We start from the raw sequence: 23,806 nt of genomic DNA, 5'->3' as shown, positions 1-23,806 counted from the left end.
ATGGGCTAAAAACTTATCCGTCTGAAAGTCCCTCAGGAAGGCAGGATTCGCGGAAAGGCACAAAAAGGAGCCTTGTATAGGAACTTTAGACTATAGGTAGCACGTATTACGCGTACCGTATTCCCGCGGAATAATATTTCCACCCTTGCACGCTTCCATGAAACCACTGCTTTCGCGCGTAGAATCCAAGAAAGTGGATAAGGCCGCCGCGATGCTCAAGGTGCTGGCTCACCCCAAGCGCTTGGCCATCGTTGATTTGCTCGGCAAAGAAGATAAAATGACCGTGACGGAAATCTACCGCACGCTCGGATTACCACAAGCCATAGCTTCTCAGCACCTTATCACCCTTAAAGACCGCGGCATCCTGTCGTCGTTTAAGGTAGGCACCAAGATCTACTACTCCCTTTCCATTCCCAAACTGCTCGACGTTATCGATACGCTCGAGGGGTGCTGTGATACGCTGTAAGGGACCACATTCATCTTCCAAGCATGTGAAGGCCCTGCTTCCTTTCAAGGAGCAGGGCCTTCGTGCGTTTGGGAGCGAAGCCCGCTGGTGGTTTCCTGGCTTGCGCATGAGCCCAAGCAGCCCGTCATGTCGAGCTTATATAGGGTGTTTTTCTTACTTATTGGGAAGGACAGGTGCGGCTCCGGCTGCGCTACTTGCTGGGCTTCAAGTCTGTACTAAACGACAGCGCCACCGCAGGTGCGGTGGCGCTACATCGTCAATGGTGTAAGGAGCATTAAGCTGTGGCCTGCTGCCGCTCCAGGTCGAAGAGGTCGTTGAGCACGTCGATCATCTGGTCGGCGTCGTCGCGCTTGCAGGCGGCTTTCAGCTGCAGGACATGCTGCTTCAGGATCTTCTGCATCAAAGACTTGGTGACGTCGTCGAGGCGCTTGGCTTCTTCCGGCGACACTTTCTTCTGGTAGCGGTCCAGCTCTTCCTGGCGCAGGTGCTCCAGGGCACCTTTGATTTTCTGAATCACCGGTGACACCAGCATCTCCCGGCTCCACTCGTCGACGCCCGCCAAAGTCTCAGCAATAATAGCCCGTACCTGGGGTACGGCAGCCAAGCGGCGTTCCAGGGCCTGCGAGGCCCGGCCCTGAATGTCATCGATGTTGTAGAGGAGTACACCCGGCACTTCTTCCACTTCGGGCTCGATGCTGCGCGGCACTGACAAGTCGATGAAAAACTTGTAGCTCAGCACCTCCAGGCGCTCCACCATATCGGCGGTAAAGTAAGGTGTGTCGCGGGCGATGGAGGAAATGACCACGTCGGCATCGCGCAGGGCGTCGGCAAGGTCTTCGAAGTTAATCACCTTCAGCCCTTCGCACTCCTGAGCTAATAGCTCGGCTTTGGAGCGGGTACGGTTGCAGATGGTGACGTCGGCGAAGTTCTTGTTGTTGGTAAGGTGGCGGCACACATCGGCCCCGATTTCGCCTAGGCCTACCACCAGGATGCGCGGGTTGGCGAAGTCGGCAGTCAGCTCTTCCACCAACTCCACAGCAGCGTAAGACGTGGAGGCGGCGCCGTCGCGGAAGGATGTTTCCTGCTGCACACGCTTGTTGGTGAAGAAGACCGCGTGCATGATGCGGTGCAGGAAAGGCCCAGCTACATCGGCATCGGCCGACCACTGGTAGGCAGTCTTCACCTGGTTGCTGATTTGCAGGTCGCCTACTACTTGCGCATCAAGGCCCATGGCTACCTCAAACAAGTGCTGAGCGGCTTCGTCGCAAGTATTATAGAGCGTGAAGTACTCGTAGTAAGGAGCCATATCGGCCACGCCCTTCAAGGTGCCCAGCGCCTCAATGATGGCGGGGCTCTGGTCGCGGTCGGCGGCGTAGTAGATTTCGGTACGGTTGCAGGTGCTCAGCACGAGCAGATCGGACAAGCCGAGCTCCTGATGAAGCGTGTCGAGAAAGCGACGGCAGGCCAGTTCATCCAACGCAATCAACTCCCGAATGGCGAGCGGTGCGGTTTTATAGGATAGCCCTACGGCCTTAAACGGGTGGGTCATAGCTGGTGCTACGGGCGACGTAGAAGTGGAGTGCAAAATTACAGCGCAATTTGCTAGGGTAAAAACACCTATCTGGGTAGAGAGGTTCTGGAATAATGAGAAATGCGTTTTTGACCTGCCTGGGCAAGGTTACCCAGCGCGAGACTGATGAAAATCATTTTTCAAAAGCTGCTGAATTGGCCTTACAGACAATAGGTTAAAGATATTTAAGGCTGTCGGCCCTGTCAATCGCCCAATGATGTGAGACTGGCTGGGGCTGCCCGATGTTGTACGAAAAAAAGTTGGCCTCTTGTCGGGCAAGGGCATCCAAAGCCCAGCTTATGCGTTGGACTTGGCGGGCTGATTGCGTATCGGCAAAGGCATCAGGAGGCTGTGCGGGTATGTACTTTCGCGCTGCTGGCCTGCGTTATGTGTTCCTGATTGGGCCGGTCCCGCCACCGTTTTTACTGCCTGTGCTTCCCATATACGACCAAAAGTCCCGCATCAAACTGCTCATCGTGGTAGTGGCGCTGGTTATCGGCGCCGTCACGGTTATTTATACCAACCTGCTCGTGCGGCGGCTGTCGGAGCGGGAGCAGCAGCAGATCAATCTGTACGCCCGGACGCTCCGCTTTCTGATCAGTACAGAAGTAGAGGATATCAATACCGCCTTCCTCAAGACGGAAATCATCGATGCCAATACCACCATTCCCGTCATCCTAGCCGACGGGGACGGTAACATCATCGATTACCGGAATCTGAGCATCCCGCAGAACCTGAGCCGAGACCGGCAGGATGGCTTGCTGCGCCGGGAAATTGTGGATATGAAGGAGCAGCACACTCCCATTGTGGTGGCATTGGGAATGGGCGTGAAACAATATATCTATTATAAAGACTCCCTGATCCTGAGCCAGCTACGCACCTATCCACTGGTGCAGCTGGCCGTCATCGCCTCCTTGGGGGTTATTGCTTACCTCGTGTTCAGCACTTCCCGCCGGGCCGAGCAAAACCGCGTGTGGGTGGGCTTAGCCAAGGAAACAGCCCACCAGCTGGGCACGCCGCTGAGCAGCCTGATGGCTTGGCAGAGTTACATGAAGGAGTCGCCGCGCTTCGAGGGCGAGCCGGTGGTAGAGGAGCTGGCCAAGGACGTGCGCCGGCTGGAAATCATCACGGAGCGCTTCTCCAACATCGGCTCGGTGCCGGTGCTCAAGGACGAGGACATCTACGAAGTGGCCGAGCGAGCTATTGACTACCTGAAGGTGCGCGTATCGCGCAAGGTGGTGTTCAAGGTAGAAAGCCTGCTGCCCCCCGGCACCACGGCCAAACTGAATATTCCGCTGCTGGAATGGGTCATCGAAAACATCTGCAAAAATGCCGTGGACGCCATGGACGGTCGCGGCTCCATTACGGTGGTGATGCGCCGCGGCGGCCGCAACCAGAAGCAGATTGCCTTGGACATCACCGATACCGGCAAGGGTATTCCGAAAAGCAAGTTTGATACGGTATTTCAGCCCGGCTTTACCACCAAAAAGCGGGGCTGGGGCCTGGGGCTAGCCTTAGCCAAGCGCATTATTGAAAACTACCACAAGGGCCGACTATACGTGCGTTGGTCGGAAGTGGGCAAAGGCACCACGTTTCGGGTGCTTTTGAACGCCTAGAGGCACGAAACCCCGGCTAGTTGTGCTAACCGGGGTTTCGTGCGTCTAGGCACTATATCATTTAGCTGTTGCCTGAGCAGCTTCCGAAGCAGCGCCGCCGGGGCGGCGGGGCTCTTTGCGGTTGGTCAGCTCCACGTAGCTATTACCGGTTACCGGGTTACCGTAATAGGTGCCAGTCACACGGCACATGCCTTCCCAATAGTGCATCTTGATGCCAGCTATCAGCTTCAGGGTCAGCTCCTGATCGGGCATTACGGGCTCGATGATAAGGTCGTAGCCTTTGCTGGGCACGCGCAGGCGCCACTTGTTGGGGTAACGCAGCTTGGAGTGCGGCGAGGTCCAGTAGCCAAGCGTTTCGAGTTGGTAGTCTTGCTCGCCGAGGTGCGTGTTCACATTGGATGCGGAGTAATGCGAGCCGCCGCCGAGTTGCTGGTCAGTGTCTTTGCTGAAGACGGTATAGAGCATGAGCTCTTCGCGGGGCTGATCTAGCTGAATGCTAAACCAATCCCAGCCGATGTCTTTGCGCGTGACGGAGCCGCAGTTCCACTGCCGGTCGTACCAAAGTTCGCCGGTGACGGCGCGCGGCTGGCCATCGATGGTGAGCGTGCCGCTGGTGGCCAGGCGCGGGTAGCTGTAGTAGCCGGCCTTGGCGATGTTGCCGTAATTTTCGTAGCCGGTGCCGCCGTGCAGCAGTACGGGCTTGGCGGGGCGAGTGGTCAGGTTCAGGCCGAAGCCGGGGTGGCTGGCCATGTCGGCCTGTAGCTGGTAGTTGCCCTCCTGGCCGCGCATGGTCCAGGTCTGGTCCTTTTTGGTCAGGCTGAGATTGAGCGGCAGGGTCGCCGGCAGCTCGTTTTTCAGTCCCGACCACTTATAGTCGTACCGGAAGCGCTTTTGTTGCGGATCGGTCACGGCCACGTTTACCATCAGGTGGTCCTTCTTGCCGGTGGGGTTGAAGTGGAAAAACACGTACTCAATGCCGTACTGCTGGCCCGACAAGGAGTCGCGTAGGTGGCCGGTAAAGTACCACCATTCCAGGGAGTTGCGCACGTGCGGGGCCTCTTCCTGCGGAAGTTGGGCACGCTCCTGGAAGACGTCGTTCTTGGTAGTAGGCTTGAGGGAGCAAGCGGGGCTGAGCAAGGTCAGCAGCAAGGCCGCGGCCGGGAGCAGCTTATTCATAACCCCGAAATAAGCGGCGGGGGCGGGGAAAGGTTTCAAGGATAGAGCAAGCGCTGTATCTTATTGCGTGTGCTGTGGTACCACCGCAAAGGATGCCACCAAGGTCGTATGAAGCAATAGCCGCCCACTACTATCAGGTCATTCAATTGCTGGCGGTTTGGGCGCAGCACTACGGGCTGCATCGGAATACTAGTGTCCGTAACGATTACTTCCTCCGATACATAGCCCAAACCCATAATAGTTACGACTAGTGGAGTAGGTAAGACGCTTTGCGGAACAGTAAGCTCGAACATACCATTTGGGTCGGTCGAAATGCCAATGGTAGTGCCTTTCAGCAACACAGTAACGCCTGGAATCCCAACGCGGGTGGCCGAATCCAGCACCGAGCCCCTTAATAGCGTTGACTGACCACCTGTGCTTTTTGGTGTCGAAGCGGCTGGCGAACGATGCTGCTCGGTAGGTATTGCATGTTGAGCAACCGCTTCTTCAGGCATAAGCGTCCGCAGGTTCCACAATGACGCGGCCGCAGCCAGCCACACCCTCCACTGGCTGCCGGGAAGAGGAGATAATAGCCGACGGTCGAGCTGATCGGCGCGGAAGCGGCCGCAAGTACCGCTGGTCGATCGGGAGAACCATGTCAGTAGCTCAGCGTCGGACTTGGCAGTAAAGTCAACGACTTCCCGATGACAGGCAGCGCAGTGGCGGCCTTGCTGAGTAGGCGTCATTTGCTCCCAATTTTCGGAGCAGGGCTGGCGGACGGAAACGGATAATGGTAAATGATGGCGCATAGAGCGGTGCTTGGTGTGTACTGCACCATAGATGCGGCAGTTTGCTCGTTTCCATACATCATGAGTCAATTTTCTCTCTTAATTTCCCTTAGGTAGATCTGTCGGAGGAATGAAGACGATTGTGTCAGTTTTAATAGGTGGTATCCACTCGCCGGGTAGGCTTCTTACTTCTCCTAGTACTCCAAGATGTTCCCGCAGTCGGACTATCATGTTGGGTTTGGAATAAGCCAAGCGGGGAATGTAGCCATAGCCTTCTGGTGACTCATGAGCGTAAACTAGCAGAAGCGAATCGGCTAGTGAACGGGGAAGGGTTAGGATAAAGGAGCCATTGGACTGGCTACTTGTCCAAAAAGAAGTATCGGCTCGACAGCCGATAAGCGCTTTAGCAATAGGTTTATGGCTGTGAAAATCGAATACAGCGCCCTTGACAACCACCAAATCTGCAATGGCTTGTTGCGCCTGCGTTGCCAGCGGCTTATTCACGGATTCGGGCGTTTCGCAGCTGCTCAAAGCCACAGCCACCGCGGCTAGCCACGCGGCCCACGATGATGCCGGCGGTGCCGACGAACCGCCCAGCGGCCGATCAAGCTGATCGGGCCGAAAGTGGCCGCAAGTGTTGTCCCGGTGTGGCTCCGCGAAGTAAGCCAGCACCTCAGCATCGGTCATGGTGGCAAAGTCAACCACTACCTTTTCGCAGGCGGCGCAGTGCCGACCGGAGCCGGTAGGGGTCATCTGCTGCCATTGGACGGGGCAGGGAACGGGAATGGTCAGCTGAGCCATAAGCGAAAGATACCGGGCCGGAATACAGCAAACGTGCCGCCCCGGCGCATTATTCTCTATCTTTTGGCCCTTAAATCCCAACCAACCCGCCTTGGCTGCCCCTCTACCTCCCACGCGCACGGCTGGCTTGTTCCGCCGCAAAGAAGTATCCGACCTGCTCGCCAACCCGCCGGCCGACGAAGACCTGCACGGCACGCACCCCGGCGAGCATAGCCTAGCCCGCCACCTGACGGTGCGCGACCTGACCTCCCTGGGCATCGCGGCCGTTATCGGGGCGGGCATTTTCAGCACCATCGGCAATGCCTCGCACGATGGCGGTCCGGCCGTGTCGCTGCTGTTTGTGTTTACGGCCATTGCCTGCGCCTTCTCGGCGTTGTGCTACGCGCAGTTCGCGGCCACCATTCCCGTGTCGGGCTCGGCCTATACCTACGCCTACGCCTCTTTCGGGGAGCTGACGGCCTGGATTATCGGTTGGGCGCTCATTATGGAATATGCCGTCGGCAATATCGTGGTAGCCATATCGTGGTCGGATTACTTTACCGGCCTGCTCAGCGGTATGGGTATTAACCTGCCGCTGTGGCTCACCATGGGCACCCAAAGTGCCTACAAGGGCTACCACACCATCATGGAGCTGATGCAGAACAACAAGCCCCTCACCGAGGCTTCCCCCGATCAGCTGGAAGCCTACAAAGCCTGGGCCGCGGCGCCGGAGCTGTTTGGTGGCCTGCGCTTCGTGGTAGATCTGCCGGCATTTTTGATTACGGCGGTAATTACCAGCCTGGTGTACGTTGGTATCAGAGAGTCCAAAAATGCCTCAAACCTACTGGTACTACTGAAGATGGCTGTGGTGTTTGTGGTTATTGCCGTCGGCATTTTCTACATCGAGCCGGCCAACTGGAGTCCGTTCGCTCCAAACGGCATCAGCGGCGTGCTAAAGGGCGTATCGGCGGTGTTCTTTGCTTACATCGGCTTCGATGCCATCAGCACCACGGCCGAGGAGTGCAAAAATCCGCAGCGTGACTTGCCGCGGGCTATGATTTACGCGCTGATTATCTGCACCGTGCTCTACGTTATCGTGACGCTGGTGCTGACGGGCATGGTGAACTACAAGGAGCTGGCCGTAGGCGACCCGCTGGCGTATGTGTTTAACAAAGTAGGCGTGACGTGGCTGGGTAAGATTGTGGCCGTGTCAGCCATCTTCGCCATGGCCTCGGTGCTGCTGGTGTTTCAGCTCGGGCAGCCGCGCATCTGGATGACGATGTCGCGCGACGGGTTGCTGCCGCCGGTGTTTGCCCGCGTGCACCCCAAGTTCCGCACGCCTTCGTTCTCGACCATCGTAACCGGCCTGTTCGTCGGCGTACCGGCCCTGCTGCTGAACATGGACCTGGTAATTGACCTGACGAGTATCGGCACCCTATTCGCCTTTGCGCTGGTGTGCGGCGGCATCCTTGTCATCGACCCGAAGGGGCAGAGCAATGCCCGGTTCCGGGTGCCGTACGTGAACGGCCGCTACACGGTGCCGGCACTGATGATTATCGGCTTGGCGCTGATTTTCAGCTACAACCGCGAAGGCGCCAGCGACTTCCTGCGCGTGGCCGGCTTCGGCGACGGCTACGAGGGCTTCCGCCACCAGATTCCGATGCTCGTGTTCATCGTAGCCTGTGTGTGGATAGCGGTGGTTTCCTTCCGGAAAGAACTGTCGTTGCTGCCGGTGCTGGGCCTGCTCACCAACCTATACCTGATGACGCAATTGGGCATCAGCAACTGGGTGCTGTTTGGCGGGTGGCTGATCATCGGCCTAGCCATTTACTTCAATTACGGCATCAAGCACAGCAAGCTGAACCTGAAAGCGGCCTAGCAGCGCGACGCTCAGCAAGACTTACAAACCCCGGTTGCTCCATTCGCGGCCGGGGTTTCTGTTTGAGCAATGGCTCGACCGCGGCAATCCGGCAGCCTCAACTCTGCGTCGCTGTAGTTGCACATAAACCGGTCAAACAGCCATAAATTGGCCGCTATTGCCGTGAAGCACCTTACGCGCCACTAGTATGGAGACAGAGCTTGTTCCGCTTGATAATTCGGCCGCCAAGGCTTCTGGTTCGCTCCCGATACTTGCTCGCCTGCAGGCCTCCCGGCAGGAGTTGCTAGACCTGGGCCTGCGCAATCCGCTGCTGAACTTTCGCCTGTCCAAGGCGCAGGGCGTGGTGGTGGTGCGGGAGCAGTCGGAGCTGGTGTATGATGTGCTGGTGCGTCAAGGCAAAATCATGTACTTCCAGGCAGCGGCCGACAACAAAGGCGTTGGTGCTGAGCCGGTAGCGGAGCCTGCAGAGGCGGGCCTAGCGCAACCTTGCGGCCCCACAGATATTGCCCCGGTCACGGAAGCATCTGAAGCCGAGCTTTATGACAATAAGCTGCAGACCACCGAGCCGCTGGTCAAACTGGAAAGCCGCTTGCTCAATACCTATTACACGGCCCGCACCAGCTTGGAAGAGCAAGGGGTAAACATTCTGTACCTCGCGCTAGGCATGCTGACGTGGTACGAAGCTGTCAGCAGTGAAGAGCCGCGCCAGGCGCCGCTGGTGCTGGTGCCGGTGCTGCTAGAGCGCGGTACGGCGGCCGAACGCTTCAAGCTGCGCCATACCGGCGCCGAAGTTGAGGGCAATTTGTCCTTGCAAGCCCGGCTGAAAGCGGATTTCGGCATCGGCTTTCCGCTGCCCGATCTGGAAGAAGACAGCTCGCTCGCAACGTACTATGCAGCAGTGAGCGAAGCCATTGCAGGTCTGCCGCGCTGGCAGGTAGAGCCTAATATTGTTGCGCTGGGTTTCTTTTCCTTCGGCAAGTTCATGCTCTACCGCGACCTAGACCCGGCCAACTGGCCGGCGGGAGCCGCCTTGCTGGAGCACCCGGCCATCAATGCCCTGCTCGGGCCCGATACGGGCTTCCAGGACCCCGCGCCCAGCATCGGCGACACTACGTTTCTGGACCATGAAAGCCCGGCCCACGAGTTGCATCAAGTGCTCGATGCCGATTCATCGCAACTGCTGGCGCTGCTGGCCGTGCATGAGGGCCGCAACCTCGTGGTGCAGGGCCCGCCTGGCACCGGCAAATCCCAAACCATTGCCAATCTGCTGGCGGAGGCTGTGGGCGCGGGCAAGCGCGTACTGTTCGTGGCTGAGAAAATGGCTGCGCTGGAAGTGGTAAAGCGCCGCCTGGATAGCTTGGGCCTTGGCGCGGCCTGCTTGGAGCTGCACAGCCATAAGGCCAACAAAAAAGCCTTGCACGATGAGCTGAAGGCCACGCTAGCCCTCGGGCGGCCCGCCTCCGCCGCGGCCCTGGAAGATCAGCTGGCGCAGCTGCCCCGCTACCGTGCTGCCCTGAATGATTATGCCCTGGCCGTAAATGCACCCATCGCCCGCAGCCGCCGTACCGCGCAGCAAGTTGCCGGCGAGCTGCTACACCTGCGGGAAAAAGTCGGGGCCGCAGATTTGCCGCGCATTCCTTTTTCTTCTCTTGGCACCTGGACCGATGCCGATGCTGCCCATGCCGAAGACCTGGCCGCGCGGCTGCAAGCCACGCTGCAAAAAGTAGGTCGGCCACAGCAGCTTCTGTTTTGGGGCAGTGAGCTGACGGTGCTATTGCCAGCCGACCAACACAGGCTAGCCACCGAGCTGCACGCAGCTCAAAGCGCGCTTCGTAGCTTGCAGGAAAGGTCCCGCACCTTGTCAGCCCAACTAGGTTTGGCTGTACCGGCCGACCGCGCTGCCGCCGAACAGCTGCTGCCTGCGGCCCGCCACGCCCAACTGGCGCCATCATTAGCTGGCACAGCCGTTGCCGATACGACTTGGCAGCTGCAGGCAGCTCGCATTGCCGAACTGCTGCAGGCCGGCGCTACTTACGCTGCCTTGCGCCAGCAGCACGAGGCTACGCTGCTGCCCGAAGCCTGGGACCAACAGTTGCTCGCCGAACGCACGGCCCTGCTGACCTACGGTGACAAGTGGTGGAAATTCCTCAGCGGCGACTACCGCCGCGCCCGCCGACGTCTGCAAAGCTTGTGGCGCAGCGCCCTTCCTGTCGACGCCGCTACGCTGGTCGCCGTCATTGATGCCATTCACGATGCAGCGCGGCACAAACTGGCCATGGCCGAAGCAGATGAGCTTGGGGCAAAGCTGTTCGGCAATCAATGGCAGGGGCTGCGTTCCAACTGGCCCAGCCTGCAGCGCGTAGCTGATTATCTTACGCTTACGCACCAGCGCATTGCGCAGGGCCAGCTGCCCTCCGTGCTGCTGAGCTACTTGGCCAGTGCTACGGGAGTTGGGAATAATATTTCCACGGCACTGGCAGCATTGGAAGCCGCCTTACACCAACACCGCGCCGCTATGCAAGCCGTGGTTGGTGCTTTGCAGCTCAACGAGCCGCGCCGCTTTGGGCCCGAGGGCCGCCTGCAGTTTCAGCCCTTTGAGGCCCAGCAAAGCACGTTGGCGGCCTGGGAAGCCGACTTGCCGGCGCTGCGCCTGATGACGGAGTGGAACAACGTGGCCGCGGCCGCCCACGCCGAGAAACTGCCGGAGCTGCTGGTGCTGGCCGAAAAATGGGAGCAAGCTGCCCAACACTTGACGGGCGCCGTGCGCCAAACCTGGCTGGAATACCTGCAGCGCCAAGCCTACGAGCAGTACCCGGTCCTACGCCAGTTTGAACGCGCTGCCCACGAAGAAACCGTGGCCCGCTTCCGCCAAGCCGACCGCGCCAGCCTACACCATAATCGGGTGCGGGCTATGCTGCGGCATTTTGAGCAGTTACCGCACCCCCAGGCTGGTGGCCAGATGCTGACGCTGCGCAATGAATTCGCCAAAAAAGCCCGGCACAAGCCCTTACGCAAACTAATGGAAGAAGCCGGGCGGGCGGTGCAGGCCATCAAGCCGGTGTTTATGATGTCGCCCCTGTCGGTGGCCAATTTCTTGCCGCCCGGTGCCGTCGAGTTCGATCTGGTGGTGTTTGATGAAGCCAGCCAGGTGAAGCCAGTAGAGGCTTTGGGCGCTATTGCCCGCGGCCGGCAGTTGGTAGTCGTCGGCGACTCCAAGCAGCTGCCGCCAACTTCCTTCTTTGACTCCTTGACGGGCGCCGGGGAAGAGGCTGACGAAGAAAACGTCACGGCCGATATTCAGAGTATTCTGGAGCTGTGCAAGGCCCGCCAAATGCCCGAACGCATGCTGCGCTGGCATTACCGCTCGCTGCATCAGTCGCTTATTGCAGCTTCCAACCACCTGTTTTACGACGACAAGCTCGTCATCTTTCCCAGTCCTGGTGGGCAGGGGCAGCTGGGTCTGGTGTATCACCACCTGCCCGATACCCACTACGAGCGCGGCACCACCCGCACCAACCCGTTGGAAGCCGCCGCCGTGGCCGAGGCCGTACTGCACCACGCCAGCACCACGCCGCACCTCACGCTGGGCGTGGTGGCCTTTAGCACCGCACAGCGCCAGGCTATTCAGGATGCACTGGAACTCCGCCGTAAGCAACACCCCGAAACCGAAGCCTTCTTCAACCGCCACCCGCACGAACCTTTTTTCATCAAAAACCTGGAAAACGTGCAGGGCGACGAACGGGACGTGATGCTGATCAGCATTGGGTACGGGCGCACCAAAGATGGTTACCTTACCATGAGCTTTGGGCCGCTAAACGGCGAAGGCGGCGAGCGGCGCCTGAATGTGCTCATTACCCGCGCCAAGCAGCGTTGCGAAATCTTCACCAACCTGACTGCCGACGACCTTGACTTAAACCGTACCCGCGCTAAAGGCGTGGCGGCCCTCAAAACCTTCCTGGACTTCGCCCAACACGGCCGCCTGAACCTAAATCAGGAAACCGACCGGGCCATGAAGTCACCCTTCGAGGAAGCCGTGGGCCGCGCCCTCGCGGCCCGCGGCTACGTCGTGCGTCCGCAGATTGGCTCGCAGGGCTTTTTCATCGATCTGGCTGTCGTCGACCCGGAGCAGCCGGGCCGCTACGTGCTTGGCATCGAGTGCGACGGGGCCATGTACCACAGCGCCCGCTCGGCCCGCGACCGGGACCGGCTGCGCCAGCAAGTGCTGGAAGCCGTGGGCTGGCGCCTGCACCGCATTTGGAGCACCGATTGGTTTCGAGACCCGCAACGCGAGACGGAGCGGGTCGTGCAGGTCATTGAAGAAGCTCGCCGCTGTGCCGCTCTCGATGCTTCTGACGAGCCCGCCGAACCTGATACCACCGTTGCGGATCTGGCCTCAGGCGCTGTTATCACCCGCGAAGCCGCTGACGAAGCTGCTGTCCGGCTCGCCGAACCGTATCAGGTAGCGCAACTGCCGGCTGCTGTCGGGCACCGCGAGCTGCACCAGCACAGCTTAGGCCAGCTGGCCAACTGGCTGACGCACATTGTGCGTGTGGAAAGCCCGGTTCATTTGGACGAAGCCACCCGCCGTCTTGCCCAGGCTAGCGGGGCGGCGCAGGTAGGGGCCCGCATGCGCCGCACAGTTCAGGAAGCGGCCAAGCTGGCCGCCAACCTGCGCCACCTGCGCCAGCAGGGCGAATTCCTCTGGGAAAACACCATGCAAACGCCGCCATTGCGTGACCGGAGTGCGCTGCCGGCCGCTTCGCGCAAGTTGAGCCTGATAGCTCCCGAAGAGCTGGCGCACGCCTTGCGTACCGTGGTGGAGCAAAGCTTTGCCCTACCGCGCGACACGGTGTACCTGCCCACCGCGCGTTTGCTGGGCTTTAGTCGCCTTTCCGACGAGATGCGGCAGCACATCGACGCTACTGTGCAAGCGTTGCTGAACCAAGGCCAACTGGTAGAAATAAATGGCGTGCTCAAGGTGAGGTAGCTACCCTACCATAGCGCCAAGATTCGTTCTGCAAAGAGCCGCAGGTGAGTAGGCAGTGCCGAGCCGTAGTTCAAGGTTGGTCATCAAGTTGCCCTGGTGATGCGCAGTTGCTGATCTGAGCTTATTCGTTCTCGTGCTCTATAAACTCAGCTGGTAAACCCAGACGCAGAGCCAACGGCGTATGTAAGGTCTGATTCGCTTTCAGCCCATGCGTTACTGGTTTCTCCTGTGCTTCCTGCTGCTGACCTGTCCCACACAGGCGCAATTCCCAAGTGCCGATAGCACGGTCAGCCCCGAGCGCCTCATTGTGTACACGTTTGCCAACGACGCGCCCTTCCGCACCGATTATTACTTCACTCAGGGCATGAGTCTGAGTGTGGTGTTGCCGGCGCTACGCCATTTGCCCACCAGCCATTTGTTGCTGCGCGGATCGTCGGGTAGCACGCACTACTACGGCATTAAGGTTTACTATGATGGCTTTACCCCGCTACGCATTCAGGATGCCTTCATCCGCTACGGTGACCGACCCTATGCCTCGTATATCTATGCCGCCTTCTCCCGGGTGGCCAACAACCCTACCCGCCGTCACCGGCTAACATCAACTTTCAACCTCGGCTACATTGGGCCAGGAGCTGGCGCCAAGGGCTTTCAGACCACGCTGCACCAATGGCTGGATTCGCCCACGCCCCGCGGCTGGGATTACCAGATCGGGCACGATGTAGTGCTGGGCTACCAGGTAGGGTATGAGCGGCAATTGCTAACCGCGAGTCGAGCGGCGGAACTGATCGGCAGTGCAGCCGCTTCCGTCGGAACGCTCTATACCTACGGGAGTGCGGGTGGGCGGCTTCGCATGGGGCTGATGAACCCATATCTGGCCAACCTAGGTATCAGTAACCGCCCCAGTTTCTTGGCCCCGCGCAAGCTGCAGCTCTACGCACAGGCTCAGGCCGAAGGCCGGCTAGTGGGCTACAACGCCACGCTGCAGGGCGGTCTACTCAATCGGCAAAGCCCTTATGTGCTGCCCGCAAGCCAGATAAGCCGCGGCGTCTGGCGCACCGCGTACGGCCTTGTGGTCAGCTACGCGGGAGTGGGTCTGGAAACCACAGTCGTCAACGTCTCGCCTGAATTCCAAGGGGGGCGCCGGCACCGCTGGCTGCAGTTCAGCGCTTTGGTGGCGTTCTGAGGCAGTTCGTTCAGGTGGGCAAGGCGGCTGCTACTTAGCTCGGTTAATGATGAACACGCTCAGCAGAATAATGGTCATGCCCAGCAGGTGCCAGCCGTTGATAACTTCCCCATCGAGCAAACCCCAGCCCAGCGCCATAATAGGCACCAAGTAGGTGTTCGACGAGGCAAACAGAGCCGTGGACTGCTGAATGAGCTTGTTGAACAGCACCATGGCCACCGCCGTACTTAGCGTAGCCAGCAGCGCGATGTATCCAAAAGCCGTCCAGGCACCCGAAACGTGCTGCAGTTTGTAAAGGAAATCAGTGCCGATCAGCAGGTACACCGCGGCCGGTCCACCGATCAGCATCAGCAACAGCCCTGTAACGGCTACCGACGGGATGCCGTGCAAATGATTCTTAATTACGTTGATGCTTACGCCGTAACCCATAGTGGCCAGCACGATGAAGAGCCCGTACCAGGCATTGCCTTCGCCTGTGGGCGTAGCGTCGCCACCACTTCCGCCCAGGCCCATCAGCACAATGGTGCCCAGCAGGCCCGCGACTATGCCCGCCGCCCGCAGCCAGGTAATGCGCTGCCCAAAAAATAAGGCGCCCATAAGTAGGGTGAAGACCACCGTGAGGGCATTGAGTACACCGGCGAGGCCCGAGGCCAGTTTGGTTTCGGCGTAGGCAAAGAGAAAGGCCGGAATCAGCGTGCCAATTACGCCGCTCAGCAGCAGCCATTTAAAACGGCTACGGTCAACGCGCTTTAAGTGCTGCAGGGCAAAGGGCAGCAGCAGCAACGACGCCACCGTGACGCGGGTAGCGCCCAGCTCCAGCGGCGAAAAAACCGCTAGGCCCTTCTTCATTAGAATAAACGACGTGCCCCAGATGGCGGCCAGTACTACCAGCAGAATCCAAGCTGATAGCGACGTGGTATGTGGCGGCGGGCCCGGAACCGTGGGCGGGGCAGGGGAGACGGCCTCCGCCGGGGCAATATTAGGAGCAGATGACATGGCTGGCAAAGGTCGGAACATATACCGAGGTAAGCCCTCCGGATTCTTGCGAATGTGCGTGGGTTCTTATCTGGTTCATGAGTAAGTGTCTGATAAATAAGTGGTAATGAGGTGGTCACCCGATCATGCGATTGACGCGGGGGGCGGGGTTTGGTAGTATTGCTGCTCCATTGACCTCGTATCTGCCAACCGTTCCATTCCTTGCTATGAAAACCCTAGAGCTCCAACTGCCAACCCTCGAAGCCAACAAGCAACTTGTGCTGGCCTACATCGATGCCTTCAACCGCGGCGATATGACCGCGCTACGCCGCATCTTCGCCGAAGACGCCTTGGTGTACGGCGTACTGGGCTGGGGAACCATGGAGCAAGTAGTGCCCATTTGGGAAGAGTTGCACGCCGCTTTTCGGTTAAATCTGCAAGCCGAAGCTATGGTGGCCGAGGGCGACAATGTGATGGTGCGCTACGTAGAGCGTGGGCAGTCTGTAGGGTCCTTCCGCGGCGGGCCGGTTACGGGGAAATCCTACGAAATCGTGGCCATGGAGCATTTTTTGGTGCAGAACGGCCGCATCCAGCGCCGCTGGGGAGCCCGCGACTCTGCCGCACAAAACCGCCAGATGGGCTTATAAAGCCTGGGTCGATGCCGGGGCGATGCCCTTTCTAGAACGCTATAAAGTGAAGTGGGGCCGCTGAACCTGAGTTCGGCGGCCCCTCTGTTGTTGATTGCCTAACCCTGCGTGGCAATGAAGCTGAGGAGGCTTCGAAAGGCCGCTGGGGGCAAGGTTGCTTACGCGTACACCGCCTCGGCCTGGGCTATTTCGGCTAGAATCTCGCGTACCTCCTCGGGCGTGCCAGCTTCCACCAGGCGCGTGCGCCACTGCTTGGCTCCTACCAAGCCCTTGAAGTACTGCGCGTAGTGGCGGCGCATCTCGAAGATGCCCAGCTTTGGGCCTTTCCACTCGATGCCCTTCTCAAAGTGCATCTGACAAGCCTGTACGCGCTCCTCCAGCGTGGGCGGAACCAACAGCTCGCCGGTAGCCATGTAATGCTTGATTTCGCGGAAAATCCACGGATAACCGATGCTGGCGCGGCCCACCATGATGCCGTCGACGCCGTAGCGGTTCTTGTATTCCAGGGCCTTCTGCGGCGAGTCGATGTCGCCATTGCCAAAAATCGGGATGCGGATGCGCGGATTCTCCTTGATCTTGGCAATCAGACGCCAGTCGGCCTCGCCCTTGTACATCTGTACGCGGGTGCGGCCGTGAATGGTAAGAGCTTCGATGCCAATGTCCTGCAGGCGCTCAGCTACTTCTTCCACATTCTTGGTGGATTCGTCCCAGCCCAGGCGCGTCTTTACCGTTACGGGCAGGTGGGTGGCCTTTACCACAGCCTCGGTCATCTGCACCATTTTCGGAATGTCGCGCAGCAGGGCCGCGCCAGCCCCCTTGCAGGCTACTTGCTTCACGGGGCAGCCGTAGTTGATGTCGATGAGGTCGGGGCCGGCCACGGTGCTGATTTTGGCGCATTCGGCCATGGTCTGCACATCGGAGCCGAATAGCTGAATGCCGATGGGCCGCTCGTAGTCAAACACATCGAGCTTCTGCCTGCTCTTGGCCGCGTCGCGGATTAGCCCCTCCGACGACACAAACTCCGTGTACATCAGATCGGCCCCGCCTTGCTTGCACACGGCACGGAACGGCGGGTCCGATACGTCCTCCATCGGAGCGAGCAGCAGGGGGAAATCGGGCAAAGCAATGTCGCGGATGTAAACCATAAAGAAGAAGCGCTTTGCAGGCACCCTGGTAAGGTAGAGCGGGGCCCGTTGGCGTATTTTGCGCAAATTTACGACGGATGACAGTAGTGCGTACCACGTACTGCATTCAGAGTACCCCAACCAAGAAGCGTGAGCAACAGTTTCTTAGTTCTGGCCCGAACCTCGTTTCCACGTTACAGTACCCCGCTCTAACTATCCACCTCATGAAAGGCATTACCCGGGAAGAGTCCCTGAGTCCGCTACTGACGCTGGTGCTGCTGTTTGTGCTGGTGATGACCGGTTTGCTCGCGGCGACCTTCCTGTCCTGGGGAATCGTGGCGGTAGGTTATGGAGTAACAAGCTTGGCCCAACTTACCAATATCGCCTCGTCGCCGACCAAATACGCTTATAGCTGGGAGGTACTGATGTGGATGCAGGGCCTGACATTATTGTTAGGTCTTGGAGTAGCGGCTTATTTGCTGCCCGTCATTAGGGGGCTGAAGCCGCTCGACTATTTCATGCCCCGGCGCCCGGTGCCGGGTTGGTGGTTGCTGGCGGCTATGCTGCTCATCATCATCAGCCTGCCCGCCCTCACGGGGCTTATTGCCTGGAATGCCGATGCTCATTTCCCTTCCTGGCTGTACGATGTGGAAAAATGGGCCCGCTACAAGGAAGACCAGGCTCAATTAATGACCACCTTCCTTACTCGTTTCAGCACGACCACCCGCTTCTTAGTTGCTCTGTTAGTAGTGGCCGTGATACCCGCCATTGCCGAGGAATTGACGTTTCGGGGCGTGGTCATGAAGCAGTTCGTATGCTTCTCTGGCTCGGTGCACTGGGGCGTGTGGCTGTCGGCCTTTATATTTAGTGCTGTCCACATGCAGTTTTTTGGCTTCCTGCCCCGCATGATATTGGGCGTGCTGTTGGGCTATCTGTTTGCCTGGAGCGGCAATATCCTGGTGCCGATGGCGGCACACTTCGCCCAAAATGCTTTCCAGCTATTGCTGCTGTTTTTGCAGCAGCGCCGCAACATCGAGTTCGATGCCGATTCCACGGAGGCCATGCCGTGGTCGTGGATGCTGCTTTCGGCAGTGCTCACGCTGGGCTTGCTGTATTGGCTGAAACAGCAGTTTGCCCCCGCTGCTGCTGCCGTGCATGAGGCGCATACGCTTACCTCCCACGGCGTACGAGTGCAGGCCGATACACCCGGCCACGGCCACACGCTCAGCCGCCACGGCATCGACGCCCCGCCCGAAAGCCCGACCGTATAAGTACAGCGCTGCCACCGCTTCCTTCCTTCCACTTGCTCCCAGCGCTTCTGCTACGTTGAATACCCCTACGCCCCCGCCCGCCGTCGAGTCATCCACTGCTGCCAAGCCACCGGGCATGTCCAACATGTGGCAGCGCATTATCTCAGCCGTTGTTGGAGCGGTGCTGCTGCTGGGCAGCATCTGGTACAGCGGGTGGACATTTGGGCTATTTTTCGGGCTGATTCAGGCCCTGATGCTGCGCGAGTTTTACCGCATGATGCGCGCGGCTGGTTACCAACCGGCAGCAGCTATTGGCATCGGAATGAGCCTCTTTTTCTTTGGCTTAACCTTTTACTTTAAGTACATACTCAACGCGGATTTCACCACGGTGAATTTCGCAACCAACGAACAACCCGGCTTTCACACGTTGATATTGCCGACGTTGTGGTTTGCCGTGCCCGTACTGTTGCTGCCCGTAGCTTTGTTGCTGCGCGAGATGTACCTCTGGCCACGCAGTACCAATCCGTTGGGAAATATTGCCGTCTGCTTTATTGGGCTGATATACGTCAGCCTGCCAATGATTCTGCTAATACAGCTCGGTCATGATTGGGGGCAAGGTACGTTGGCCGGAGCAAGTGAGGCGAGTAGTGGCATGAGGGTGAACAGCTACGATTACCGCCGCATCTTCGCTCTGCTTTTCCTTATCTGGGCGGCCGACACCGGCGCCTACATCGCCGGCAAAAACTTCGGCAAGAACAAAATCGCGCCCAATATCTCACCTGGCAAAACCTGGGAAGGTTGGGCCGGCGGGGCTTTGCTCACGCTGGCCGTAGGTTGGGGCCTGGGCTATTTTATTCCTGAGTTACCCCTGGCGCACCGCCTCGTGGCCGCCGCCGTAGTCGCCGTCTTCGGTCCTTTGGGGGATTTCGCCGAATCCATGCTCAAGCGTAGCGTCGGCGTTAAAGACTCTGGCCGTATCATGCCCGGCCACGGCGGCCTGCTCGATCGTTTCGACGCTTTTCTGTTCGTCGTGCCGGTGCTGGTGGTGCTGCAGTTGCTTTTTGGTGCGTAGCAAGCCAAAAGTCAACGGTATTTCTACCTGAATAGGCTGTTTATGCGTATCGGGAAACCTAGTACCTTTGGCGCGTCATTTTCCGCCCGCTGGCTTAGCTGATCGGCTTGCTACGGGCGGCCGCTGTTTCTGCATTCCCCCATTCCCCTAACCTCTTACCCGACCAGCAGCATGGCCACTACGGTGTATAAAGAACCGGCCCCCAAAGTGGACCGCGAGAATCCGCTTGAATCCATGATGTCGCGTTTCAACGTGGCGGCCGATATCCTCGGCCTCGACGATGCGACGTACAACGTGCTCAAAGCAGCCGATAAGCAGGTCATCGTGCACATTCCCGTCACGATGGACAACGGCGTAATTCGCGTGTTCGAAGGCTACCGCGTAATTCACAACACGGCATTGGGCCCGTCGAAAGGCGGCATCCGCTACGATAAAAATGTGCACCTCGATGAGGTGAAGGCCCTGGCTGCCTGGATGACCTGGAAGTGCGCCGTGGTGGATATTCCTTACGGCGGTGCTAAAGGGGGCATCATCTGCGACCCTACCACCATGAGCCCCGGCGAAATCGAGCGCCTCACCCGCGCTTACACGCTGGCCATGAAGGATGTGTTCGGTCCGGATAAAGACATTCCGGCTCCTGATATGGGCACCGGTCCGCGCGAGATGGCGTGGCTGATGGACGAATTCTCCAAAACCACCGGCATGACCTCGCTGGCCGTGGTAACCGGCAAGCCGCTGGTACTGGGCGGTTCGCTGGGACGCACCGAGGCCACCGGCCGCGGGGTAATGGTATCGGCGCTGGCGGCCATGGCCAAGCTAGGCATGGACCCGAAGCAGTCGTCGGCGGCGGTGCAGGGCTTCGGCAACGTCGGCTCCTGGGCAGCCAAGCTGCTGTGCGAGCAAGGCGTTAAGATCAAAGCCATAAGCGACGTAAGCGGTGCTTACTGGAACGAGAACGGCATTAACATCGACGAAGCCATTGCCTACAAAAATGCCCACAAGGGCCGCCTGGATGGCTACGAAGGCGCCACGCTGATGGAAAATGCCGATGAGCTGCTGACCTTGCCGGTGGACGTGCTGGTGCCGGCTGCTGTGGAAGACGTCATCACCGAGCAAAACGCCGACCGCATTCAGGCCCGCCTGATCGTGGAAGGTGCCAACGGTCCTACGTCGGCTTCGGCCGATGACATCATCAACCGCAAGGGCATTATGGTGGTGCCCGATATCCTGGCCAACTCGGGCGGCGTAACGGTTTCGTACTTCGAATGGGTACAGAACCGCCAAGGCTTCAAGTGGACCGAGGAAATGGTGACTGAGCGCGCCGACCGCATCATGACCGATGCCTTCGAGAAAGTGTACGCCACCAGCCAGAAATACAACATCCCGATGCGCATCGCGGCGTACGTAGTGGCTATCGATAAGGTAGCGCAGACGTACAAATTCCGCGGTAGCTTCTAACTTACTGACAACCCTGCGTGGCCAAATTTCGCTGATACCGGTCGCGCAGTCTGCTCAGCCATCTTGAAAAGAATAGCCCGGACCGCAAGGTCCGGGCTATCTTTGTAGTCGAGTTCCGCTTTTGCCCCTTACCAGCTGCCCCCGTTTGCCGCTCGTTTGTTTTGCCTGACTGATGCCTGAATCAGCGAAATCAGCTCAATCAGCGCTAATCTGCGATTTATGAAGATCCACAAAGAAGGTCGCCGTATTCTATTCTTTACGCTGCTGGCGCTGCTGGCCCTGAACCTGCTGCTGTACCAATTCAATGAACAGGGCGTCGGGTTCAACCGCGTGTTTTCCGGCGTGTCGGTGGTGGCTTTTTTGTTGCTGCTGCAGTTTTTTCGCAGCCCCTTCCGCAACCTGCTCACCCACGAGGACATCGTCATTGCCCCGGCCGATGGGAAGGTGGTCGTAATCGAGGACGTGCACGAGCCCGAGTATTTTGACGACGTGCGCAAGCAAATCAGCATCTTCATGTCGCCGATCAACGTGCACATCACCCGCAACCCGGTATCGGGGGTGGTGAAGTACTTTAAGTACCACCCCGGCAAGTATTTGGTGGCCTGGCACCCCAAAAGCAGCACCAAGAACGAGCGCACCACCGTAGTGGTAGAAAGCGAGGCTGGGCCGCAGGTATTGTTCCGCCAGATTGCAGGCGCTATGGCTCGCCGCATTGTGTGGTACGTGAACGAGGGCGACGAAGTAAGCCAGGGCGAAGAGTTTGGCTTCATCAAATTTGGCTCCCGCGTCGATATCTACGTACCGGTGGATACTGAAATGAAAGTGCAGATCGGTGAAAAAGTAAAGGGCGGCCAAACGGTTATTGCCCAACTCAAGACCAAGTCGCAGTCGTTATTCTAAAGTTGGCTGACGTATAAGAAAGCCCGACAGTCAGCGCTGTCGGGCTTTTTATTTAGCAATGATGCTATCCGAGATACAAAAACAATTCGTGGCGGTGCTGGCCCGCCAGCTGCCGCTAGCCGACTTCGAGCAGTGGGTGTACGCCACGCCCGAACTGGAAACGCTACTCGCCCCCGACGACTACTTGGAGCTAATCAGCTTCAACTACCGTCAGCGAGACTCGATACGATTTTTAGAGCCGCTGCTGACGCGCTATGTAACATGGGGTGAAGTGCGCCGCACCCAACTGCTAGGCTTGCTGCATGATATTGTGGAGCGGCCTTCCGCCGACCGAACTATGCTGGCCCTAAAGGCCACTTACAACTGGTGCTACGAGGGTTGCGACTTCCTGCACGAACTAGGCTACGGCGCGGGCCTGACCGTAGATGTGGACTACGGATGGGGCAGTGAGCTAGGCAAATGGGCCCAGCTGACCGAACAGCAGAAGATGGCCTACCTAAATAGCTTCTACCCGGTCGTGTCGCAGCAGGCCCAAGAGGTTATCGGCTGGCTGAGTAATGGCCAGATCCGCTTTGAGAACGATGCAGACGCACCCCTGGGCATCACCTATATTGACACCCGGCCAGCCGCCGTGAGCGGCTCCGAATCTAGTAGGGACAGCACCCACCCGCCTGCTTTCAACCGTTCATCCTGGTGGAAATTCTGGCAGAAGCGCCGTTGAGCTTACTACTTCAATACGTGGGGCACGAATTCTGACAGGTTGGTAATAACCCCAGCTTCCCGCCGGAAACCGATGGCACACGCTTCGCCGGCCCAGAATACGCCTGCTTGGTAGCGCCGGCCCTGCGTGTCGGCGGGTAATTCCAGCCAACGCTGACGCACTAGGGGCTGCTGACCGTAGTCACCTTCCACGGTGCTTTGCACGCGGCCGTCCTGGACTTCGGTAAGATTTTGGCCTTCGCGGCCAAATTGTGGTTTGCGCACGTAGTGGCCACTGAGGTCTTCCATGGCAGCTTCCACCAGCAGGGGGTGATGTGGAAACATCTGCCACAGCCAAGCCAGCATAGCTTTGCTTTGGAAGATCAGCGCGTAAGCCGGATTGGCAATAATCAAGTCGCGGCTTTGCAGGAGCTGCGTGAGGTCGGCAGTTAGTTCAACCTCTTCTTCGGCTAGTATTTCCCATGGCACCAGTTTGAACAAGAAGCTGAAACGCTGCCACTGTTCCGGTCCAACTTCGGCCCAGACGCCACGCTCGTCGCCCTGCACCGATACGTGCATTTCATCGACGGGGCAAACATGCACGGAGCTGAAGCCAGCGCTGCGGGCGGCCTCGGCCAGCACGGCGCAGTTGGTTTCGTCTTCGGGGCTATCGGGCAGGTAGACCAATAATAGGCTGGGCTCGAGGTCAGAGTTCAGCTCGCGCCACTCGGCAAGCTGTAGCTCCAAGCCTTCAAATAAGCCATTGGCCTGTTGCTGGTCTTCGGGCTGACCGGCAGCCATGAGGCTGGCCCACTGCACCACGGCGGTTTCGGGGATGCTGGTAGCGGTATCGGCGTTGAACTCCACCAACTTGGGCCCTTCGGCAGTCGCGGCCAGATCGAAGCGGCCGTAGAGGTGCCAGTGCCGCTCATCGTTCCAGGAGTGACGCACGGCCTGCCACAGGTTCTGCGGGATGCCCATGAGTTGCAGGAAGTCGTCGGGCAGGTTGTCGGGCACAGCCTGCACATACATCTCATAGAGCGTATCGGCGGCTTGCAGCAGCTTTTCGGCCTCCGGCTCGGTCAAGGATATGGCTTCGCGAGCGAGATAGGAGGCGCAGGCTTCTTCCACGGCCCAGTCCCAGCCCAAGCGACGAATGGCCGGCGTGACGTCGCCGGAAAGGGGGAGCAGACGAATCATCTTTCTTTTTCAGCTGTGCAAAAAAAGCCTGTCAGCCAGACGCTGGCGGGTCATTTC

General features: G+C 58.8%; 18 protein-coding genes. 11 read left to right on the top strand and 7 right to left on the bottom strand.

Features of this window, described 5'->3' with window-relative positions; translation table 11 throughout:
- Window positions 1-157: 157 nt before the first annotated feature.
- On the top strand, window positions 158-466 hold the full coding sequence (locus tag AC5FXY_RS02440) for an ArsR/SmtB family transcription factor (protein ID WP_126694788.1): 309 nt from the start codon (window positions 158-160) through the stop codon (window positions 464-466).
- A 274-nt stretch (window positions 467-740) separates the two neighbouring features.
- Here AC5FXY_RS02440 and hemA read toward each other — a convergent pair whose 3' ends face one another.
- Complete coding sequence (gene hemA, locus AC5FXY_RS02435) at window positions 741-2,015, bottom strand: glutamyl-tRNA reductase (RefSeq protein ID WP_493555039.1); 1,275 nt, start codon at window positions 2,013-2,015, stop codon at window positions 741-743.
- 452 nt (window positions 2,016-2,467) lie between these two features.
- Here hemA and AC5FXY_RS02430 point away from each other — a divergent pair, with 452 nt between their 5' ends.
- Complete coding sequence (locus AC5FXY_RS02430) at window positions 2,468-3,652, top strand: sensor histidine kinase (RefSeq protein ID WP_493555038.1); 1,185 nt, start codon at window positions 2,468-2,470, stop codon at window positions 3,650-3,652.
- Window positions 3,653-3,709: 57 nt separating this feature from the next.
- Here the strand turns inward: AC5FXY_RS02430 and AC5FXY_RS02425 are convergent, their stop codons facing one another.
- From AC5FXY_RS02425 to AC5FXY_RS02415, 3 genes are all read right to left on the bottom strand, one after another.
- Window positions 3,710-4,828 (bottom strand): lipocalin-like domain-containing protein, encoded by a 1,119-nt coding sequence (locus tag AC5FXY_RS02425; RefSeq protein WP_493555037.1) that lies wholly within the window; start codon window positions 4,826-4,828, stop codon window positions 3,710-3,712.
- A gap of 35 nt (window positions 4,829-4,863) precedes the next feature.
- Window positions 4,864-5,616, bottom strand: coding sequence for a carboxypeptidase-like regulatory domain-containing protein (locus AC5FXY_RS02420; RefSeq protein WP_493555036.1), 753 nt, complete (start codon window positions 5,614-5,616; stop codon window positions 4,864-4,866).
- Window positions 5,617-5,694: 78 nt separating this feature from the next.
- A complete protein-coding gene (locus AC5FXY_RS02415) occupies window positions 5,695-6,099 on the bottom strand; it encodes a hypothetical protein (protein WP_493555035.1) in 405 nt (134 codons plus the stop codon).
- Between the two features lie 388 nt (window positions 6,100-6,487).
- Here AC5FXY_RS02415 and AC5FXY_RS02410 point away from each other — a divergent pair, with 388 nt between their 5' ends.
- The 3 genes from AC5FXY_RS02410 to AC5FXY_RS02400 all read left to right on the top strand — a co-directional run bounded on the left by AC5FXY_RS02410 (window position 6,488) and on the right by AC5FXY_RS02400 (window position 14,424).
- A complete protein-coding gene (locus tag AC5FXY_RS02410; RefSeq protein WP_493555034.1) occupies window positions 6,488-8,254 on the top strand; it encodes an amino acid permease in 1,767 nt (588 codons plus the stop codon).
- A gap of 187 nt (window positions 8,255-8,441) precedes the next feature.
- Window positions 8,442-13,241, top strand: coding sequence for an anti-phage protein ProA (gene proA / locus AC5FXY_RS02405; RefSeq protein ID WP_493555033.1), 4,800 nt, complete (start codon window positions 8,442-8,444; stop codon window positions 13,239-13,241).
- Window positions 13,242-13,449: 208 nt separating this feature from the next.
- Complete coding sequence (locus tag AC5FXY_RS02400; protein ID WP_493555032.1) at window positions 13,450-14,424, top strand: lipid A deacylase LpxR family protein; 975 nt, start codon at window positions 13,450-13,452, stop codon at window positions 14,422-14,424.
- A gap of 30 nt (window positions 14,425-14,454) precedes the next feature.
- On the opposite strand, the gene AC5FXY_RS02395 is transcribed toward AC5FXY_RS02400, so the two are convergent.
- Window positions 14,455-15,420 carry a DMT family transporter gene (locus AC5FXY_RS02395; RefSeq protein WP_493555031.1) on the bottom strand — a complete coding sequence of 322 codons (966 nt, stop codon included), beginning with the start codon at window positions 15,418-15,420 and terminating at the stop codon, window positions 14,455-14,457.
- 206 nt (window positions 15,421-15,626) lie between these two features.
- Here AC5FXY_RS02395 and AC5FXY_RS02390 point away from each other — a divergent pair, with 206 nt between their 5' ends.
- Complete coding sequence (locus AC5FXY_RS02390) at window positions 15,627-16,046, top strand: ester cyclase (RefSeq protein WP_493555030.1); 420 nt, start codon at window positions 15,627-15,629, stop codon at window positions 16,044-16,046.
- A 158-nt stretch (window positions 16,047-16,204) separates the two neighbouring features.
- Here AC5FXY_RS02390 and dusB read toward each other — a convergent pair whose 3' ends face one another.
- Window positions 16,205-17,191 carry a tRNA dihydrouridine synthase DusB gene (dusB, locus tag AC5FXY_RS02385; protein WP_493555311.1) on the bottom strand — a complete coding sequence of 329 codons (987 nt, stop codon included), beginning with the start codon at window positions 17,189-17,191 and terminating at the stop codon, window positions 16,205-16,207.
- Window positions 17,192-17,394: 203 nt separating this feature from the next.
- Here dusB and AC5FXY_RS02380 point away from each other — a divergent pair, with 203 nt between their 5' ends.
- From AC5FXY_RS02380 to AC5FXY_RS02360, 5 genes are all read left to right on the top strand, one after another.
- Window positions 17,395-18,441: a CPBP family intramembrane glutamic endopeptidase gene (locus tag AC5FXY_RS02380; RefSeq protein WP_493555029.1), complete on the top strand. Its 1,047-nt coding sequence runs from the start codon at window positions 17,395-17,397 to the stop codon at window positions 18,439-18,441.
- Window positions 18,442-18,496: 55 nt separating this feature from the next.
- Window positions 18,497-19,492: a phosphatidate cytidylyltransferase gene (locus AC5FXY_RS02375; protein WP_493555028.1), complete on the top strand. Its 996-nt coding sequence runs from the start codon at window positions 18,497-18,499 to the stop codon at window positions 19,490-19,492.
- Between the two features lie 171 nt (window positions 19,493-19,663).
- A complete protein-coding gene (locus AC5FXY_RS02370; RefSeq protein ID WP_493555027.1) occupies window positions 19,664-20,950 on the top strand; it encodes a Glu/Leu/Phe/Val family dehydrogenase in 1,287 nt (428 codons plus the stop codon).
- Window positions 20,951-21,169: 219 nt separating this feature from the next.
- Window positions 21,170-21,850: a phosphatidylserine decarboxylase family protein gene (locus AC5FXY_RS02365; RefSeq protein WP_493555026.1), complete on the top strand. Its 681-nt coding sequence runs from the start codon at window positions 21,170-21,172 to the stop codon at window positions 21,848-21,850.
- A gap of 58 nt (window positions 21,851-21,908) precedes the next feature.
- Window positions 21,909-22,571 carry a hypothetical protein gene (locus tag AC5FXY_RS02360; protein ID WP_493555025.1) on the top strand — a complete coding sequence of 221 codons (663 nt, stop codon included), beginning with the start codon at window positions 21,909-21,911 and terminating at the stop codon, window positions 22,569-22,571.
- Between the two features lie 5 nt (window positions 22,572-22,576).
- Here the strand turns inward: AC5FXY_RS02360 and AC5FXY_RS02355 are convergent, their stop codons facing one another.
- Window positions 22,577-23,749: a glutathionylspermidine synthase family protein gene (locus AC5FXY_RS02355; protein ID WP_493555024.1), complete on the bottom strand. Its 1,173-nt coding sequence runs from the start codon at window positions 23,747-23,749 to the stop codon at window positions 22,577-22,579.
- Between the last annotated feature and the right edge of the window lie 57 nt (window positions 23,750-23,806).

The sequence above is a fragment of the Hymenobacter sp. FMD4 genome, from assembly GCF_058932745.1.
This window is presented reverse-complemented; position numbering and strand designations above follow the sequence as displayed.

Excerpts from the sequence above, each read along its gene's own strand:
- AC5FXY_RS02390 (WP_493555030.1), top strand. The coding sequence starts at position 15,627 with ATGAAAACCCTAGAGCTCCAACTGCCAACCCTCGAAGCCAACAAGCAA.
- AC5FXY_RS02420 (WP_493555036.1), bottom strand. The coding sequence starts at position 5,616 with ATGCGCCATCATTTACCATTATCCGTTTCCGTCCGCCAGCCCTGCTCC.
- AC5FXY_RS02425 (WP_493555037.1), bottom strand. The coding sequence starts at position 4,828 with ATGAATAAGCTGCTCCCGGCCGCGGCCTTGCTGCTGACCTTGCTCAGC.
- dusB (WP_493555311.1), bottom strand. The coding sequence starts at position 17,191 with ATGGTTTACATCCGCGACATTGCTTTGCCCGATTTCCCCCTGCTGCTC.
- AC5FXY_RS02370 (WP_493555027.1), top strand. The coding sequence starts at position 19,664 with ATGGCCACTACGGTGTATAAAGAACCGGCCCCCAAAGTGGACCGCGAG.
- AC5FXY_RS02395 (WP_493555031.1), bottom strand. The coding sequence starts at position 15,420 with ATGTCATCTGCTCCTAATATTGCCCCGGCGGAGGCCGTCTCCCCTGCC.
- AC5FXY_RS02440 (WP_126694788.1), top strand. The coding sequence starts at position 158 with ATGAAACCACTGCTTTCGCGCGTAGAATCCAAGAAAGTGGATAAGGCC.
- proA (WP_493555033.1), top strand. The coding sequence starts at position 8,442 with ATGGAGACAGAGCTTGTTCCGCTTGATAATTCGGCCGCCAAGGCTTCT.
- AC5FXY_RS02360 (WP_493555025.1), top strand. The coding sequence starts at position 21,909 with ATGATGCTATCCGAGATACAAAAACAATTCGTGGCGGTGCTGGCCCGC.
- AC5FXY_RS02380 (WP_493555029.1), top strand. The coding sequence starts at position 17,395 with ATGAAAGGCATTACCCGGGAAGAGTCCCTGAGTCCGCTACTGACGCTG.
- hemA (WP_493555039.1), bottom strand. The coding sequence starts at position 2,015 with ATGACCCACCCGTTTAAGGCCGTAGGGCTATCCTATAAAACCGCACCG.
- AC5FXY_RS02400 (WP_493555032.1), top strand. The coding sequence starts at position 13,450 with ATGCGTTACTGGTTTCTCCTGTGCTTCCTGCTGCTGACCTGTCCCACA.
- AC5FXY_RS02365 (WP_493555026.1), top strand. The coding sequence starts at position 21,170 with ATGAAGATCCACAAAGAAGGTCGCCGTATTCTATTCTTTACGCTGCTG.
- AC5FXY_RS02355 (WP_493555024.1), bottom strand. The coding sequence starts at position 23,749 with ATGATTCGTCTGCTCCCCCTTTCCGGCGACGTCACGCCGGCCATTCGT.